The 14,782-nt window shown below is 56.5% G+C and carries 14 protein-coding genes, 1 tRNA gene and 1 pseudogene; 6 read left to right on the forward strand and 10 right to left on the reverse strand.

What is annotated here, in order from left to right; all coding sequences use genetic code 11:
- Nucleotides 1-70: 70 nt before the first annotated feature.
- The 4 genes and pseudogenes from RUE5091_RS08845 to RUE5091_RS08860 form a co-directional block, all read right to left on the reverse strand.
- Nucleotides 71-1,758: pseudogene (locus RUE5091_RS08845) on the reverse strand (sulfatase-like hydrolase/transferase).
- Nucleotides 1,759-1,822: 64 nt separating this feature from the next.
- Nucleotides 1,823-2,065, reverse strand: coding sequence for a (Na+)-NQR maturation NqrM (nqrM, locus tag RUE5091_RS08850; RefSeq protein WP_058281549.1), 243 nt, complete (start codon nt 2,063-2,065; stop codon nt 1,823-1,825).
- Nucleotides 2,066-2,080: 15 nt separating this feature from the next.
- Nucleotides 2,081-3,106: an FAD:protein FMN transferase gene (locus tag RUE5091_RS08855; protein WP_058281550.1), complete on the reverse strand. Its 1,026-nt coding sequence runs from the start codon at nt 3,104-3,106 to the stop codon at nt 2,081-2,083.
- Nucleotides 3,107-3,171: 65 nt separating this feature from the next.
- Nucleotides 3,172-3,357 carry a hypothetical protein gene (locus tag RUE5091_RS08860; RefSeq protein ID WP_058281551.1) on the reverse strand — a complete coding sequence of 62 codons (186 nt, stop codon included), beginning with the start codon at nt 3,355-3,357 and terminating at the stop codon, nt 3,172-3,174.
- Between the two features lie 123 nt (nt 3,358-3,480).
- On the opposite strand from RUE5091_RS08860, the gene RUE5091_RS08865 reads away from it, so the two are divergent.
- On the forward strand, nt 3,481-4,005 hold the full coding sequence (locus tag RUE5091_RS08865) for a CBS domain-containing protein (protein ID WP_058281552.1): 525 nt from the start codon (nt 3,481-3,483) through the stop codon (nt 4,003-4,005).
- 76 nt (nt 4,006-4,081) lie between these two features.
- Here the strand turns inward: RUE5091_RS08865 and nqrF are convergent, their stop codons facing one another.
- Genes nqrF through RUE5091_RS08895 form a run of 6 tightly spaced genes read right to left on the reverse strand, consistent with a single transcriptional unit; the run spans nt 4,082 to nt 9,954 of the window.
- Nucleotides 4,082-5,305, reverse strand: a complete 1,224-nt coding sequence (gene nqrF / locus RUE5091_RS08870; RefSeq protein WP_058281553.1) for an NADH:ubiquinone reductase (Na(+)-transporting) subunit F — start codon at nt 5,303-5,305, stop codon at nt 4,082-4,084.
- A 10-nt stretch (nt 5,306-5,315) separates the two neighbouring features.
- Complete coding sequence (gene nqrE / locus RUE5091_RS08875) at nt 5,316-5,924, reverse strand: NADH:ubiquinone reductase (Na(+)-transporting) subunit E (protein ID WP_058281554.1); 609 nt, start codon at nt 5,922-5,924, stop codon at nt 5,316-5,318.
- Nucleotides 5,924-6,577 carry an NADH:ubiquinone reductase (Na(+)-transporting) subunit D gene (locus tag RUE5091_RS08880; RefSeq protein ID WP_058281555.1) on the reverse strand — a complete coding sequence of 218 codons (654 nt, stop codon included), beginning with the start codon at nt 6,575-6,577 and terminating at the stop codon, nt 5,924-5,926. The genes nqrE and RUE5091_RS08880 overlap by 1 nt, the downstream gene beginning before the upstream one ends.
- A complete protein-coding gene (locus tag RUE5091_RS08885; RefSeq protein ID WP_058281556.1) occupies nt 6,577-7,404 on the reverse strand; it encodes a Na(+)-translocating NADH-quinone reductase subunit C in 828 nt (275 codons plus the stop codon). Before RUE5091_RS08885 ends, RUE5091_RS08880 begins: the two co-directional genes overlap by 1 nt.
- Nucleotides 7,397-8,605, reverse strand: coding sequence for an NADH:ubiquinone reductase (Na(+)-transporting) subunit B (locus RUE5091_RS08890; protein ID WP_058281557.1), 1,209 nt, complete (start codon nt 8,603-8,605; stop codon nt 7,397-7,399). Before RUE5091_RS08890 ends, RUE5091_RS08885 begins: the two co-directional genes overlap by 8 nt.
- Nucleotides 8,606-8,610: 5 nt before the next feature.
- Entirely contained in the window at nt 8,611-9,954 is a 1,344-nt protein-coding gene (locus RUE5091_RS08895; RefSeq protein ID WP_058281558.1) for a Na(+)-translocating NADH-quinone reductase subunit A, read from the reverse strand.
- 288 nt (nt 9,955-10,242) lie between these two features.
- Between RUE5091_RS08895 and RUE5091_RS08900 the strand changes: the two genes are divergently transcribed.
- From RUE5091_RS08900 to RUE5091_RS22605, 5 genes are all read left to right on the forward strand, one after another.
- Nucleotides 10,243-11,358, forward strand: coding sequence for a THUMP domain-containing class I SAM-dependent RNA methyltransferase (locus RUE5091_RS08900; protein WP_058281559.1), 1,116 nt, complete (start codon nt 10,243-10,245; stop codon nt 11,356-11,358).
- 115 nt (nt 11,359-11,473) lie between these two features.
- Nucleotides 11,474-11,550: transfer RNA gene (locus tag RUE5091_RS08905), tRNA-Pro, on the forward strand.
- Between the two features lie 24 nt (nt 11,551-11,574).
- Complete coding sequence (locus RUE5091_RS08910; RefSeq protein ID WP_058281560.1) at nt 11,575-12,495, forward strand: helix-turn-helix domain-containing protein; 921 nt, start codon at nt 11,575-11,577, stop codon at nt 12,493-12,495.
- Nucleotides 12,496-12,514: 19 nt separating this feature from the next.
- Nucleotides 12,515-12,943, forward strand: a complete 429-nt coding sequence (locus RUE5091_RS22600; RefSeq protein WP_082643591.1) for a plasmid mobilization protein — start codon at nt 12,515-12,517, stop codon at nt 12,941-12,943.
- On the forward strand, nt 12,937-14,511 hold the full coding sequence (locus RUE5091_RS22605; protein ID WP_082643592.1) for a relaxase family protein: 1,575 nt from the start codon (nt 12,937-12,939) through the stop codon (nt 14,509-14,511). Before RUE5091_RS22600 ends, RUE5091_RS22605 begins: the two co-directional genes overlap by 7 nt.
- Nucleotides 14,512-14,782: the final 271 nt, after the last annotated feature.

The following is a 14,782-nucleotide window of genomic DNA, read 5'->3' on the forward strand; positions in this document are numbered from 1 at the left end:
CTGCTCTTGCTCGGTCTTTTACTGCCTGAATTTCAGCGGGTGAACCGCCTTTTGGCCTGCGGTTGCAGAATTAACGCGGAGGCAGCTTTTCTTTACCTAAATACTCGGCGAATGGCCGGGCCTTGCGGCCCCGATATTTGACTGTCAATTCCAGCTGAGTGTCATTTTCGTCGTATACCCCTAAGACAACGCCCTTGCCCCTGCTTTTAGTCCGCATCTCAATCAGTTGCTGTTCCGACCGGGTGGTGCACTGCGACGGGCGGCGCGTCCAGGCAAACAGATGATCATACATCTCAGCTATAATCTCGGCGTGCTCCGGGCTGTTGCCCAGATCCGTCAACTCGTCCGGATCGTTTTCCAGATCGAACAGGATCGGCCGGTGGCCGCCTTCGCAATGGATCAACTACCACTTTTTGTCGGCAACCATGAACATTACCGCATCCCGGACCAAGGTTTTCAACACCTCGGCAATCGGCGAAGCGGAATAGTCATATTCGCAGACCACAACACCGCGTGGCGTCTCAGTCTGTTGGCCATGTAGGATCGGCAACAGCGAATGCCCTTCAAGGATTTGCGATGGCACTTCAGCCCCCACAATGTCCACAAAAGTCGGAGCCAGGTCGATGGATTCGACCAGTGCGTCACTGACCGTACCGCGCGTGGCGTCTGCTTCGGGTGATGGGTTGCAAATGATCATGGGTACCCTGGTCGAGGCATCGTGGAAGAAAGTCTTTTCCCCCATCCAGTGATCGCCCAGAAAATCACCATGATCCGAGGTCAGAACGATCATCGTATCTTCAATCCGGCCGGTTATCTCCATCCAGTCGAAAAGCCGCCCCATCTGGTCATCGGCTTGTTTGATCAAGCCCATATAGGCCGGGATCACCGCATCGCGCACCTCCTGACGTGAGAAGGTCTGGCCGATCTTCGTGTTCATGAAGGCACGCAACACCGGATGAGCGTTCTGACGTTCAGCCGCGGATCGCACCACCGGAAACACATGCTCGGGGCCATACATCGAGGCATAAGGTTCGGGCACGATATAGGGCAAGTGTGGCTTGATGAAACTCAGATGGCAGCACACGGGCCGTCATGGCTCTCCATGAAGTCTATGCCGCGCTCAGTCAGATACGGCGTTTCGTTGTCTTCTTCGGCGATATTTGCGGGCTCGGTTCAATTTTTCAGGAACCAGCCGGACAACACGTTGCCGTCCGCATCCAACCCCGAGTTGGCAAAGTCATGCCAGGGGTTGTCGCTCTCATAGCCTTTGTCGGTCAGATATTTGTTGTACTCTCTGGCACCGCCCGGATCGTAGAACCCGTCCAGACCTTCCGGGCGCATACCGTCGTCGCGCTCGAACACGTCAAAGCCGCATTCTGCCACGCGGGCACCGATCAGGCTGTCGGGTTCCAGACCCAGCCGTGCCATGCCTTCGGCATCCGCGCGCATATGGGTTTTGCCGACCAGCCAGCATTCCATCCCTGCCTTACGCAAATGGTCACCCATAGTCATCTCGCCGACCTTCAACGGAATGCCGTTCCACGATGCGCCATGCGAATGCACATAGCGCCCCGTATAGGTCGACATGCGGGAATTGCCGCAAATAGGGGATTGGATATAGGCCCGATTGAACCGCACACCGCGCGCGGCCAAACGATCAATGTTCGGAGTGTGCAGATGCGGGTGGCCGTAGCAACTCAGATAATCCCAGCGCAGCTGGTCGAACATGATGAACAGGATGTTTTTGGCTTTGGCCAACGCGGTGCCTCCCCGATAGTCAGGGACCTAGCTAGCCAATTCCCAGCCCGCAGCGAAGCGCAATTTACGCTTCGGCCTGCCGCTCCATCTGTTCCAGCATCTTCTTGGCGCGTTTGCACTGCAACTTGTCGCGCAGCGGGCTGTCGGGGTCGACGTCCTTCTGGCAAACCACACATTTATCCGCCCCCGAGATCGCATTCAGACCGCCGCAGCTGCCTTTGATAGTTTTACCCATCAGCATAACACCCAGCGACATGCCCACCATCACCAGGGCAAGCAGAATAAAGGCCAGAATAAAGGTGCTCATCGTGGTTCCCGCCAGTTAGTTGGTTCCAAGCGCGTCTTTGAACGCGGTGCTGTGCACCGTGATATAGGCTTCTTCGCCGCCTGTCACATCCCGCGAGATGAAATACACGGCAAGTTTATATTCCTCGGCCAGGTCCAGTCCCTTTTCCTGACCCAGCGCCAGCATCGCAGTTGCCCACGCATCCGCCATCATCGCGTTTTCGGCCAGAACAGTCACCGAAGTGGTCCGATGCGTGATCGGTCGCCCAGTTGTCGGGTCGATGATATGTGAATACCGCACACCGTCGTGTTCGAAAAAGTTCTTGTAGTCGCCTGAGCTGGCCATGCCCAGATCGCTGACCGACACGATCAGCTGTGGCGTCTGCGCCCCAGCCTGCGGCTTTTCGATACCGATCCGCCAATCCTCACCCTTATCGTTCTGCCCTTTGGTGACCAGATCGCCGCCAATCTCGACAAGATAATTCTCAATCCCGGCATCGTGCAGGGTCTCGGCCACTGCGTCGATGCCATACCCTTTGGCAATAGCGGACAGGTTGATCCCAACATTAGGTTGGGATTTGGCCAGCGTCCCGGCCTCTGCATCCAGTGTCAGCAATCGGCTCTGTCCGACACCATTCAATGCTTCCAGAACCTCGACATCCGAAGGCACCGGATCCTCTGGCTTGCGCGGGCCAAAGCCCCACAGTTCGATCAAGGGTCCAAGAGTAACGTCGAACGTGCCGCCAGTTTTCTCATGCACGTCATTTGCAGCCGCCATCACCAATGCGAATTCTGCTGATACCGGCATCGGATCGGTGCTGGTAGCGGCTGAAAAGGTCGAAACCTCGGAATTCGGATCCCAATTGGACATCTTGGCGTTGACCTGGGCCAGTGTCTCTTCGATCGCCGCAGCCAGTGCGTTCTCGTCCAAATCCTCTCCGATTGCGGTGATGTTGAACGTTGTTCCCATCGTTTCGCCCGACAGGCGAACCACTTCGGGCTCCTTATCGAACAGGCAGCCGGACAACAAAGTGGCAAAGGCCAGTACAGGCACAAGACGCATGGGCGATCTCCTGGAAAATCAGTGCCCGGCATATGCCAGCCACCCTTGTCAGAGTCAAATCGCCATCACAGCTTCAGCGGTAAAAAGCCTAGCACCAAAAGGCCGATTCCCGCAGGCAGACCAAACAACCAGGCCCGTTTTTGCCATCCCGGCGGCTGTTGTTTCCACGTCATGCGGAAATTATGGCCGCACACAACCACCACAAAGAAAATCAAAGCGGCCACTGGCGGAGTAAGATACAGGTCGGTCAAAGGCTTAAGCGTCCTTTTTTGACGGGGGTTTCTGCCGATCAGCGCAATTGCACCCTATACAGGTCGTTTAGCTGCGCTAAGGTAAAAGGGAAAGACTTTGCAGTACCACGAAGGAGATTGCCCATGGCCCCAACCTCTTACCAGGCCCCCAAACGCGGCGACAAAGCTGACAAGACCACATACAGCCAATCGACGGAATCGAACTTGTCGCATGCGCAGACCACCGTGGCCAAGCTGATGGATGGTAAAGGGGATGCGGTGTTTTCGGTGCGCCCGAACGATACGATCCATTCGGTGGTCAATACGCTCAAGGAAAAGCGGATTGGGGCGGTGCTGGTGACCGATCAGAACGGCGCGTTGCAGGGCATCCTGTCCGAGCGCGATATCGTGCGGCGCATGGCGGATACGCCCGGCCAGACCCTGCCTCAAGCGGTCGCGGATCTGATGACGCGCGAAGTTAAGACGTGTTCACCTGATGATCTGCTGGATGATGTTCTGAAAACTATGACCGATGGCCGTTTCCGCCACATGCCTGTCCTACGCGATGGCAACCTGTGCGGTGTGATCACCATCGGCGACGTCGTGCATTTCCGCCTGAAAGAACTGGAATATGAAGCACTTCGCATGAAGCAGATGATCGTCGGCTAACCGGTTACGATCCGGAGGGTTCGCAACCCCGCAGCTTAAAAAAAACCGGCGCTGATTGCGCCGGTTTCTTCGTCTATTATCCGCCGAAATCGTCGAGCATGATATCTTCGCGGTCCACACCCAGATCCAGCAGCATGTTGATGACCGACTGGTTCATGATTGGCGGGCCACACATGTAGAACTCGCAATCCTCAGGCGCTGGATGGTTCTTGAGGTATTCCTCGAACAGAACATTGTGGATGAAGCCGGTATAGCCTTTCCAGTCATCCTCGGGCTGCGCGTCGGATAGGGCCACGTGCCATTCGAAGTTGTCGAACTCTGCAGCCAGCGTGTCGAAATCCTCGACAAAGAACATCTCTTTCTTGGACCGCGCACCGTACCAGAAGCTGATCTTGCGGTCGCGGTTTTCAAGACGTTTGAGCTGATCAAAGATATGGCTGCGCATCGGTGCCATACCGGCACCACCGCCGATGAAGACCATCTCTTTTTGCGTGTCGCGGGCGAAGAATTCACCGAACGGACCTGAAATAGTGACTTTGTCGCCCGGTTTCAGATTGAAGATGTACGACGACATCTGACCTGCCGGGATGCCTTCGGAACCCGGAGGCGGCGACGCAACCCGGACGTTCAGCATGATCATGCCTTTCTCATCCGGATAGTTCGCCATCGAATAGGCGCGCTCGATCGGTTCGCTTACCACGGATTCGTACTGCCACAGATTGAAGCGATCCCAATCCTCGCGGTATTCCTCTTCAACGTCGAAATCGGTATATTTCAGTGCATGCGCAGGGGCTTCGATCTGGATGTAACCACCGGCACGGAAGTTCACATCCTCACCCTCAGGCAGGTTCAGCGTCAACGCCTTGATGAAAGTGGCCACGTTCTCGTTCGAACGAACGGTGCATTCCCATTTCTTGACGCCGAAGACTTCTTCGGGGACTTCGATATCCATGTCCTGCTTGACCGCAACCTGACAGGACAGACGGTCACCGCAGGCCGCCTCACGCTTGGTGATATGGCTTTCCTCGGTCGGCAGGATCGACCCGCCGCCTGCATGCACCTTAACCCGACATTGCGCGCATGTGCCGCCACCGCCGCAGGCAGACGGGACAAAGAGCTTCTCAGCCGCCAGCGTTTGCAGCAATTTGCCGCCCGCAGGCACCGAGATGGTTTTTTCGCCGTTGATGGTGATGTTCACATCACCGGTGGATACCAGTCTGGAACGTGCCGCCAGAATGATCGTCACCAGTGCGATAACAATCAGGGTGAAGAGGACGACGCCTAGGCCAAAAGTTTCCATTCGTCCCTCCTTACAGTTTCACGCCCGAGAAGGACATGAAGGCCATCGCCATCAGCCCCGCGGTGATGAAGGTGATCCCCAGACCCTGAAGGCCGTCGGGAATGTCCGAATATTTCAGCTTTTCGCGCACGCCTGCCATTGCGGTGATCGCCAGCGCCCAACCAAAGCCCGAGGACAGACCATAGGTCGTGGCCTCAGCAAAGTTATAGTCGCGTTCCACCATGAACAGCGAACCACCCAGAATGGCGCAGTTCACCGTGATCAGCGGCAGGAAGATCCCCAGCGCGTTGTAGAGCGGCGGGAAATACTTATCCAGGATCATCTCGAGGATCTGAACCATCGCCGCGATCACACCGATATACGAGATCAGGCCAAGGAAAGTCAGATCCACATCCGGGAACCCGGCCCAGGCCAGCGCGCCCGGTTTCAGCAGATAAGTCAGCAGCAGGTTGTTGGTGGGAACGGTGATCGCTTGCACCAACATCACCGAAATACCCAGACCCAGCGCGGTCGAAATCTTCTTGGATACGGCGATGAAAGTACACATCCCCAGGAAGAAGCTCAGCGCAAGGTTTTCGACAAAGATGGCCTTTACGGCCAGTGAAATCAGACCTTCCATTAGTGGGCCTCTACCTGCTGAATTTTGTATTCACGTTCTTCCACCTGGCTCGGTTTCCATGTGCGGAAGGCCCAGATGATCAGACCGATGATGAAGAACGCCGATGGCGGCAGCAGCAGCATGCCGTTGGGCACGTACCAGCCGCCATTGTTGACGGTTTGCAGGATGGTCACGCCAAACAGCGACCCCGCCCCGAACAGTTCGCGGAAGAAACCGACCAGCAGCAGAATCAGGCCATAGCCCATCCCGTTACCCATCCCATCGATGAAGGACGCGACCGGCGGGTTCTTCATCGCAAACGCTTCGGCGCGGCCCATCACGATACAGTTGGTGATGATCAGACCGACGAAAACCGACAGGGTTTTTGAGATCTGAAAGGCATAGGCCTTGAGGATCTGGTCCACCAAGATCACCAACGAGGCGATAATCACCATCTGCACGATGATCCGGATCGAGCTGGGGATCTGGTTGCGCAGGCACGAAATGAAGAAGGACGAGAACGAGGTCACGAAGATCACCGCCATCGCCATCACGATCGACACCTGTAGCGACGATGTCACCGCCAGCGCCGAACAGATACCCAAAACCTGAAGGGTAATCGGGTTGTTGTCGACAAGCGGATCGACCAGCATTTCTTTCTTGGTCTGGGACATCAAATCTCTCCTGCTTGCAGTTTGGCCAGGAACGGAGCGAAGCCCGCATCACCCATCCAGAATTTCACCAGGTTATCAACACCAACCGAAGTCAGCGTGGCACCAGCCAACGCGTCGACATAAAAGTCAGGTCCAGCAGCCGGCTGCGACTTGGCGACCGTGATTTGCAGATCACCCGCGTCATCGCGCAGTTTCTTACCACTCCACAACGCTTTCCAGCGGGGGTTGTCCACCTCGGCACCCAGACCGGGGGTTTCACCATGCTGATAGAACTGCAGACCGAAGATATCGTTGCCGTTGTTTTCCAACGCGATAAAGCCATAGAGCGTGGACCACAGACCATAGCCGTGCAGCGGCAGGATCACCTTGTCCAGATCACCCGCATCATCACGCAGCAAGTAGATCACACGATACTTGGCTTTGCGGCCGATCCCGGCCGGGTCATCGTCCAGCGCGACGCTCAATTCAGGATCGCTTGCAGCCGCAATGTCGTCAAAGGTGGCCGGATCGAACTGATCATCGACGAATTCGCCGGTGGATAGTTCCACAACATGTGGCTCGAACGCGGCGAAGGCTTCGGTCACGTTGACACCGGGTTCGTAGACACCCGCCACCTGCAGGACGTTGACCTGTTTGTCTTTCAGCTTGTTCGCCTCTTGCACGGGGCGCAAGCTGACAGCAGCCGATGACACGACCATCGAGGCGACAAGACAGACGGCGACGGCGATGAAAATCGTCTTACCAACCGAATCCGGCGAGGCCGCCAGAAACTTAGCAATCGCGCCCTTGGGAGCCTCGTTGTTGTCTGGGGATTGCGTATCAGACATGGCGACGCGCCCTCCGTTTAATGTTGGCCTGAACGACGAAATAGTCGATCAGCGGTGCAAATACGTTGCCGAACAGAATGGCCAGCATCATGCCTTCGGGGAAAGCCGGATTGACCACACGGATCATCACAACCATGACACCGATAAGCGCGCCATAGATGTAGCGACCCAGATTGGTGTGGCTGGCTGAAACCGGTTCGGTCACCATGAAGACCAGGCCAAAGGCGTAGCCACCAACGACAAGGTGCCAATACCACGGCATTGAGAACATCGGGTTGGTGTCGGAACCAATCAGGTTCAGCAGCAGGGAAAAGACAATCATGCCGCCCAGACAACCGACGATCAAACGATAGTTGGCAATTCGCGTCACCAGCAGGAAGCCCAGCCCGATCAGGCAGGCCAGTGTCGAGGTTTCGCCAAAGCTGCCCTGCATGAAGCCCATGAAGGCATTCCACCAGGTCAGACCTTCGGCTGCCAGCGCCTGATAGCCTTCGGATGCTGAAACCGACAGCGCCGTAGCACCTGAAAAACCGTCAACCGGGGTCCAGACCGTGTCACCCGACATATTCGCCGGATAGGCGAAATACAGGAAGGCACGCCCGACCAGCGCAGGGTTGAGGAAGTTCTTACCGGTGCCGCCAAATACCTCTTTACCGATGACCACGCCGAAGATGATGCCCAGAGCCACCTGCCACAACGGGGCAGACGCGGGCATAATCAGAGTGTAAAGCATTGAGGTAACAAGGAAACCTTCATTGACTTCATGCCCTCGTACGGTGGCGAAAATCACCTCGAAGATACCGCCCGCGACCAATGTGACGATGTAAATCGGTAGGAAATACATCAATCCGTGCATCACATTGGCAAAGACGCTGGACGGGTCCAGCGAGATCCCGAACGCTTGCAGGATGGCGATTCGCCATCCGGTGGCCGCATCCGGCCCAAGATCGGCGATCGCGCTGTTGGCCTGATAGCCGGTGTTCCACATTCCCCACAGGATGCAGGGGATCGTCGCGATCACGACATACGTCATGATCCGCTTCATATCTATGTAAGACCGTGCATGCGGGGCAACGGATGTAACGGTTTTCGGAGTGTAGATAAAGCTTTCCACCATCTCGTAGATGGGGAAATATTTCTCGTACTTGCCGCCCTTGGTAAAGTTCGGCTCGATCCGATCGAAGAAGCTGCGCAAACCCATTTGGATCAGCCCTCCTTTTCAATCTTGGTCAGGCAGTCGCGCAGCGCCAGCCCGTATTCATATTTCGCCGGACAGGCAAAGCCGACAAGGCCCAGATCCTCTTCGTCCAACTCCATCGCTCCCAGCGCCTGAGCGCTGTCGGTGTCCATCACCAGCAGTGCGCGCAGCAGCTGTGTCGGCAGATAATCCTGCGGCATCAAACGCTCGAACACACCTGTGGGTACCATCGCGCGGCGACCACCGTTCAGGTTACTGGTCAGCTTATACAGCTTGTGCGAGAACGCAGACCCCAAAACCGGCTGCACCGAATATTTCGACGGCATCGGACGAATCCAGCCCATCGGGATCTGGTCATGATCTTCGCGGATGATGCTGATCTGTCGCGCGAAACGCCCCAGATAAGCGGTCGGTCCTTCGGCGTGCGTTCCCGACAGGATCGAACCCGAGATGATGCGCGGAGTGCCGTCCACGTCGATCTCGTCACTGGTCAGATCATCAGTCGAAGCACCCATGACAGTACGGATCAAACGCGGCTGACGCGCACCCGGACCGCTGAGGGCAATTACTATGTTAGGGTCCAGATGACCGGACTGCACCAGGCGACCAATGGCGATCACGTCCTGATAGCCGATGGTCCAAACCTGTTTGTCCCCTGCTAGTGGCTCGAGGAAGTGAATATGCGTCCCGGCCAAACCGGCTGGGTGTGGGCCCGAGAAGGCTGCCGCTTCGACCCCCGGCACATCCGCGCCCGGAATGACATCACCTTCCTTATGGCACAGATAGGTCTTGCCTTCGGTCAGCTTAGCAATCGCGCCCAGACCAGCGGCAAAGGCCTCACCGGCATCGGCGATGATCACGGCCGCGTCTGCCGCCAGCGGCTCACTGTCCATAGCTGTGACGAAAATCGCAGCAGGCGAGGTGCCGGGCGCCGGCATTTTCGAATAGGGCCGCGTGCGGAAGGCGGTCCAAAGACCAGCGATGCACAGTTTTTCAGTCACACCTTCGGCGCTGTCCGTATTGCCCACGCCCGAGAAATCAATCCCAGTATCATTTGGGTCCGAGACCTCGATCACGACGCTTTGCAAGACACGGCGCGCGCCGCGATTGACTGCCACGATCTTGCCGCTGAGGGGGGCGACCATCATCGCCTCAGGCGCATCCTTGTGGCAGAACAGCGGTGTGCCACGCTGTACTGTGTCACCTTCCTGCACCAGCATGCGCGGTTTCAGACCCAGGTAATCCCCGCCCAATACCCCAACGGTTTTGAATTCAGGTCCCGGCTGGATTGTTTGATCCGGCGCGCCTTGCACCGGCAACTCCAACCCTTTTTTCAGTTTGAAAGTTTGCATGTTGCTACTGTCTTCCAAGCCTCTTTATCTGCGCCGGTCAGACCAACACCTTAACAGTGTCGGACAATAACGCAGGATTTTTTAACAGTCGTCGCAAAAGCGTCGAAATGCGTCCAAATTCCGCGGGCGTAATTCCGATTTCGGCTCCTTTACGCGGGGATGAGGCTAAAAGCAAACCCGTTGCCACCAAAATCACACATTGATTTTCACTTTCCCTTGAAATGTTTCCTTTTTAGCTCGCAGAAATTGCCGGTCGCACCAGATGACCTTCCAGTGTAAGCACGCCCAATGGAACAGACACGTGATCTTGAGATTTTTCTGGTGGCCACCCCGGGGCTTGAAGTGCCATTGCAGGCCGAAGCCGTCGAAAAGGGATTCGCTGGCGCGAAAATCATACCCGGCGGAGTAAGCTGCCATGGCGGCTGGTCAGAAGTTTGGCGCGCCAATCTGAGTCTGCGCGGGGCCAACAAGGTGCTGGTTCGAATGGGCAACTTTCCGGCCGTGCATCTGGCGCAGCTCGACAAACGGGCGCGCAAATTCCCCTGGTCCGACTTTCTGCGTTCGGAAATACCGGTCAAAGTGGAAGCAACAAGCCGAAAATCTCGTATCTATCACGCCGGAGCCGCCCGTCAGCGGGTCGAGCGAGCGATCACCGAAACGCTGGGGGCGCCAATCTCGTCCGACGCTGGTCTGCGTGTTCTGCTGCGCATCGAAAAGGATATCTGCACCTTCTCGGTCGATACTTCTGGCGAACCCCTGCATAAGCGTGGCCATAAACCGGCGGTGGCCAAGGCCCCGATGCGCGAGACCATGGCCGCGATGTTTCTGCGTGAATGTGGGTTTGACGGGTCTGAACCCGTTCTGGACCCGATGTGCGGTTCGGGCACATTTGTTATCGAAGCGGCCGAGATTGCAATGGGGCTGAACCCGGGCAGATCCCGAAACTTTGCCTTCGAAGACCTGCATGGTTTCGATTCTCAAGCTTGGGCCGGGATGCGTAATGACAGATCACAGGGGGGACTGAGCGCAATCTTTTACGGTTCGGACCGAAATGCTGGAGCGGTCGAGGCTGCCAGCACCAATGCAGACCGCGCAGGCGTAGCCGCATACACCCGGTTTCACAACCGATCCGTCAGTGACATCAAACCACCTTTGGGCCCAACCGGTCTTGTCATCGTCAACCCGCCCTATGGCGCAAGGATCGGGGACGAGAAACGCCTGCGCTCTCTTTATGGCAGTCTGGGCAAAGTCCTGATGTCTCGGTTCAGCGGCTGGCGGGTGGGTATCGTGACCAGCAATCAATCACTTGCCCGCGCAACGCGATTGCCACTGCTGCAAGCAGGGCCGGTGGTCGATCATGGCGGTACGAAAATCCGGCTTTACCGCACCGATCCCCTGCCCTGATCATATTGGCAGAACTGACGGAATCGTCAGATTCTGCGGTGCGATAATTCCCGCCTTCGTTTTTAGAATCCCCCTTGCACATCCAAATCCCCGGGTATAGATCACCCGCCACGGTCGGAGTGTAGCTCAGCCTGGTAGAGCACTGTCTTCGGGAGGCAGGGGTCGGAGGTTCGAATCCTCTCACTCCGACCAATAAAATCAATCAGTTAAATACGAATGAACTGCGCCGCCGCCGCAGCATACCCGGATTTTGTCCGGATTATTCTGTTTTCAGGGTCTGGTTTCCGAAGAAAAGTGAAAGAAAAACCGCTGAGGGGGCGGCCACCCACCTCAACGGTAATGCAAATTTATCTGCACGAACAGAATACCAAATTCGCAGCCGGTCCGCAATCGCGGGAGGCGCATATGTCTAGGCTCAATCGCTTTGAATGGCTCAAGGCCGTTCTGCAATGCGCTGACCTCAACTCGTCAACTAAGGTAGTTGCCTCAGCGCTTTCGGTACAGTTCGCCAACGACAGGACCGGCCAACTCAATCCCTCACTAAAAACGCTTGATGAGTTCCTGGTCGGAATGTCGCTAGCAACCATCAAACGCTGCCTCAAACAGCTTGTCGAGTTCGGTTGGCTGTTTCGAACTGAAGGGCGTGGCGCAGGCAATCACACAGAATACGACCTTCGCTCCCCAACAAAAATCATCCCGTTTCGCCGGAGGAAAAAGGATGCACCGATGAGCCTTTCAGAAGGGCGAAAGGGTTCGCCCGTGAGAGACAAAGGGCGCATGGGTGATCTTTCCTATATAAAGAAAGAACAATCCATAGAACAAAACCTCGCGCTTGAGCCGGATCTGCCGAATGGTGGGCCATCCGACTCGGCGCGCGTGGGCAGTGCGCAACCCGAATTCGTCTCGCGCCAATCTTTCGGCTGCCGCCAATGGGAGCAGTTCACCGAACGAATGTTTGGTGCTTGGATCGACCGGGTACTTCCTGAAGCCATCGAAAACAACGAGCGCGGCTACTGGCTCCCCGGCAGGTTCCCTCCAACGAACAAGAACGAGTGGCCCGTGTTGCGCAGCTGGCTCATCACCGAAGGCTGGACCCTGTTTGCACCATCGAAGCAGGAACTGTGCCATGCGGTCTGAGCAAAGAGCAAGGCGACCCATGTCATACGCTGGCGCTGCTGACACGGGACCTTGCGAGGGGTGGCAAGCCTCCCCTTCGAACCCCACCGGCGGAGGCACGCCGCCCGCCAAAGCGCCGCTCACCGAGACCTTCGTCTTTCGATGTAGCGTTGCTGAGAAGGCTGAGCTTCGCGCCAAAGCCGAAGCTGCCGGAGTGTCTGCCGCGACCCTCTTGCGCGAAGCCTTGGGTCTGACGGAAGCACGTCGTCGCAAGCCTGCGCCTCGCGTCGACCCCGCTCTGGTCCTGGCACTAGGGCGCATTGGCGGTAACCTCAACCAGGTTGCGCGGGTTGTGAATCGGGCGCTTCTGATTGGTCGGGTTGACATGGATACGCTGGCCGTCGCCCGACAACTGGTTGTGATTGAACGCCAGCTTACCAAGATCCTTGATGAGGCACGACAATGCTGATCAAGTTCTTTCCCAATGGCAAAGGCGCGGGTGCTGGTCCAGTTGGCTATCTCGTCACGCGTAAGGTCTTGGCCTATGACTCCAATCGCGATCTAATCCGCGATGCTGATGGCCAGCCCATGACGGTCATACGCGATCCTTTGCCTGAAGTGCTGCGCGGCGATTCCACCCGCACCGAGGCCCTGATCGACGCCAGTCGCAATCAGTGGACCTACCGCGCGGGCGTCATCAGCTTTGCCAGCGAGGACGCACCCACCGAAGCCCAGCAGGTCGAAGTCATGAACGCCTTCGAGGCACTGGCATTCGCTGGTATGGACAGTGAGCAATTCGACTTGCTCTGGGTCCGGCACAGCCACGAAGACCGAGTTGAGCTGCATTTCTGTACACCGCGTTTGGAGCTGACAACCGGTAAAAGCCTCAACATCGCGCCACCTGGCTATCGGACAGCCTATGACAGTCTGCGCGACTTAATGAACAAGACGCACGACTGGGCCGATCCGATGGATCTGGAACGCGCACAGGAGGTTCAAGCCACCGTTGAGGCCCCAACTAGGGCACAGGGCCGCGAAGAACTCCACGAATGGATCTTAGACCAGATCAGCATCGGCACCATCACCGACCGCGCAAGCATGGTCGATGCCCTGACCGACGCAGGTTTCGATATCCCCCGCGTAAGCAAAAATTACATCACGGCCAAAGACCCCGACACAGGCGAACGCTGGCGATTGAAAGGAGAGATTTTCCATGACGACTGGCAAGCCGACCCGGCTGAGCGAGAAATTGAACGCGGACCTGGACGAGATCCGCAAGGAACACGCCGCCTTGATGGAATCTCAATTGCAGAACTTCAGGAACGATATTCAGGAGTGTGTGACACACGTGCGGAATACAATCGAAGCAGATACCCGCATGTTTCTGGATTGGAGCGGGACGACCTGGCAGAGTCACATCGACAAGATCAAATTCCTGATTCAGATCTCACCTTGGGCGGTGATAACGGCCTGTATGGTGTTGATCGCAGCAACCTTAGGACTGACTTTTCTGTGGAGCTGGAAACTCTCAACGATAGCCGCCTCGACGCAGCTAGAGAGGTTGGGCATCCAGGCGGTACTTCACGAGGGAGCGACTTATTTGATCCTGCCGCCAGAAACATCAAGCATGCGCACCTGTTCGGTGGCGAGCCGATTGGTTTCTTGCATCATAGTGGAGCCAAACTAGATGGACCAACCCCTGACAGCCTTGGAGCGAGATTTGCTCGCGTGCGTCGAGCAGTTGGTGACGGCTTGCGAGACCTCCGCCTCGGAATTGCGCAATTTGGAAGAACGCTCGACGACCGGGATCGAGGCCAGGCTAAATGGCTTAACGCAGTGCATCGAGCTGCTGATGAAATCACATCTCAAGTCCGTAGCTACATTGGCCGACTTGCTGACCGAAGAACAGAACTACACCACGCTGGAAGAGAACTTGCAGACCAGTTTGAAGCTAGCGAGAGCCGCCGAAACTCTGCTGCAAGAGAGCTGAATCATGGGCTGCTTGAACGAGACCAAGACTACGGCTTCCATCTTTGATCTGAAGGAATGACGATGCCCACTCATCACGAACGCTTCACCATGAGCTTCCGCCAATCCTGCGCCTGCGGGATTGACTACAGAGAATTTGAAAGAGTCGACTCGCTACCGATAGGCATTCCACTAGTTGCAATTGCAGGGGTTTGGGGCGATTGCTACAACTTACGGTGTCTGTTTATGGACACTGACGGAAATCAGTATTTGCGGAATGTGTTCAGGACCAAAAACGGCTACTTGATACCAGAACTTGGGGTCGATGCGAAAATGATCA

It is taken from the genome of Ruegeria denitrificans (assembly GCF_001458295.1).
Taxonomy (GTDB): domain Bacteria; phylum Pseudomonadota; class Alphaproteobacteria; order Rhodobacterales; family Rhodobacteraceae; genus Ruegeria; species Ruegeria denitrificans.

What these genes read in the sequence shown, in the direction of transcription:
- nqrM (WP_058281549.1), bottom strand. Translation starts at nt 2,065, where the DNA reads ATGAGCACCTTTATTCTGGCCTTTATTCTGCTTGCCCTGGTGATGGTG.
- RUE5091_RS08855 (WP_058281550.1), bottom strand. Translation starts at nt 3,106, where the DNA reads ATGCGTCTTGTGCCTGTACTGGCCTTTGCCACTTTGTTGTCCGGCTGC.
- RUE5091_RS08865 (WP_058281552.1), top strand. Translation starts at nt 3,481, where the DNA reads ATGGCCCCAACCTCTTACCAGGCCCCCAAACGCGGCGACAAAGCTGAC.
- nqrF (WP_058281553.1), bottom strand. Translation starts at nt 5,305, where the DNA reads ATGGAAACTTTTGGCCTAGGCGTCGTCCTCTTCACCCTGATTGTTATC.
- nqrE (WP_058281554.1), bottom strand. Translation starts at nt 5,924, where the DNA reads ATGGAAGGTCTGATTTCACTGGCCGTAAAGGCCATCTTTGTCGAAAAC.
- RUE5091_RS08880 (WP_058281555.1), bottom strand. Translation starts at nt 6,577, where the DNA reads ATGTCCCAGACCAAGAAAGAAATGCTGGTCGATCCGCTTGTCGACAAC.
- RUE5091_RS08885 (WP_058281556.1), bottom strand. Translation starts at nt 7,404, where the DNA reads ATGTCTGATACGCAATCCCCAGACAACAACGAGGCTCCCAAGGGCGCG.
- RUE5091_RS08890 (WP_058281557.1), bottom strand. Translation starts at nt 8,605, where the DNA reads ATGGGTTTGCGCAGCTTCTTCGATCGGATCGAGCCGAACTTTACCAAG.
- RUE5091_RS08895 (WP_058281558.1), bottom strand. Translation starts at nt 9,954, where the DNA reads ATGCAAACTTTCAAACTGAAAAAAGGGTTGGAGTTGCCGGTGCAAGGC.
- RUE5091_RS08900 (WP_058281559.1), top strand. Translation starts at nt 10,243, where the DNA reads ATGGAACAGACACGTGATCTTGAGATTTTTCTGGTGGCCACCCCGGGG.
- RUE5091_RS08910 (WP_058281560.1), top strand. Translation starts at nt 11,575, where the DNA reads ATGAACTGCGCCGCCGCCGCAGCATACCCGGATTTTGTCCGGATTATT.
- RUE5091_RS22600 (WP_082643591.1), top strand. Translation starts at nt 12,515, where the DNA reads ATGTCATACGCTGGCGCTGCTGACACGGGACCTTGCGAGGGGTGGCAA.
- RUE5091_RS22605 (WP_082643592.1), top strand. Translation starts at nt 12,937, where the DNA reads ATGCTGATCAAGTTCTTTCCCAATGGCAAAGGCGCGGGTGCTGGTCCA.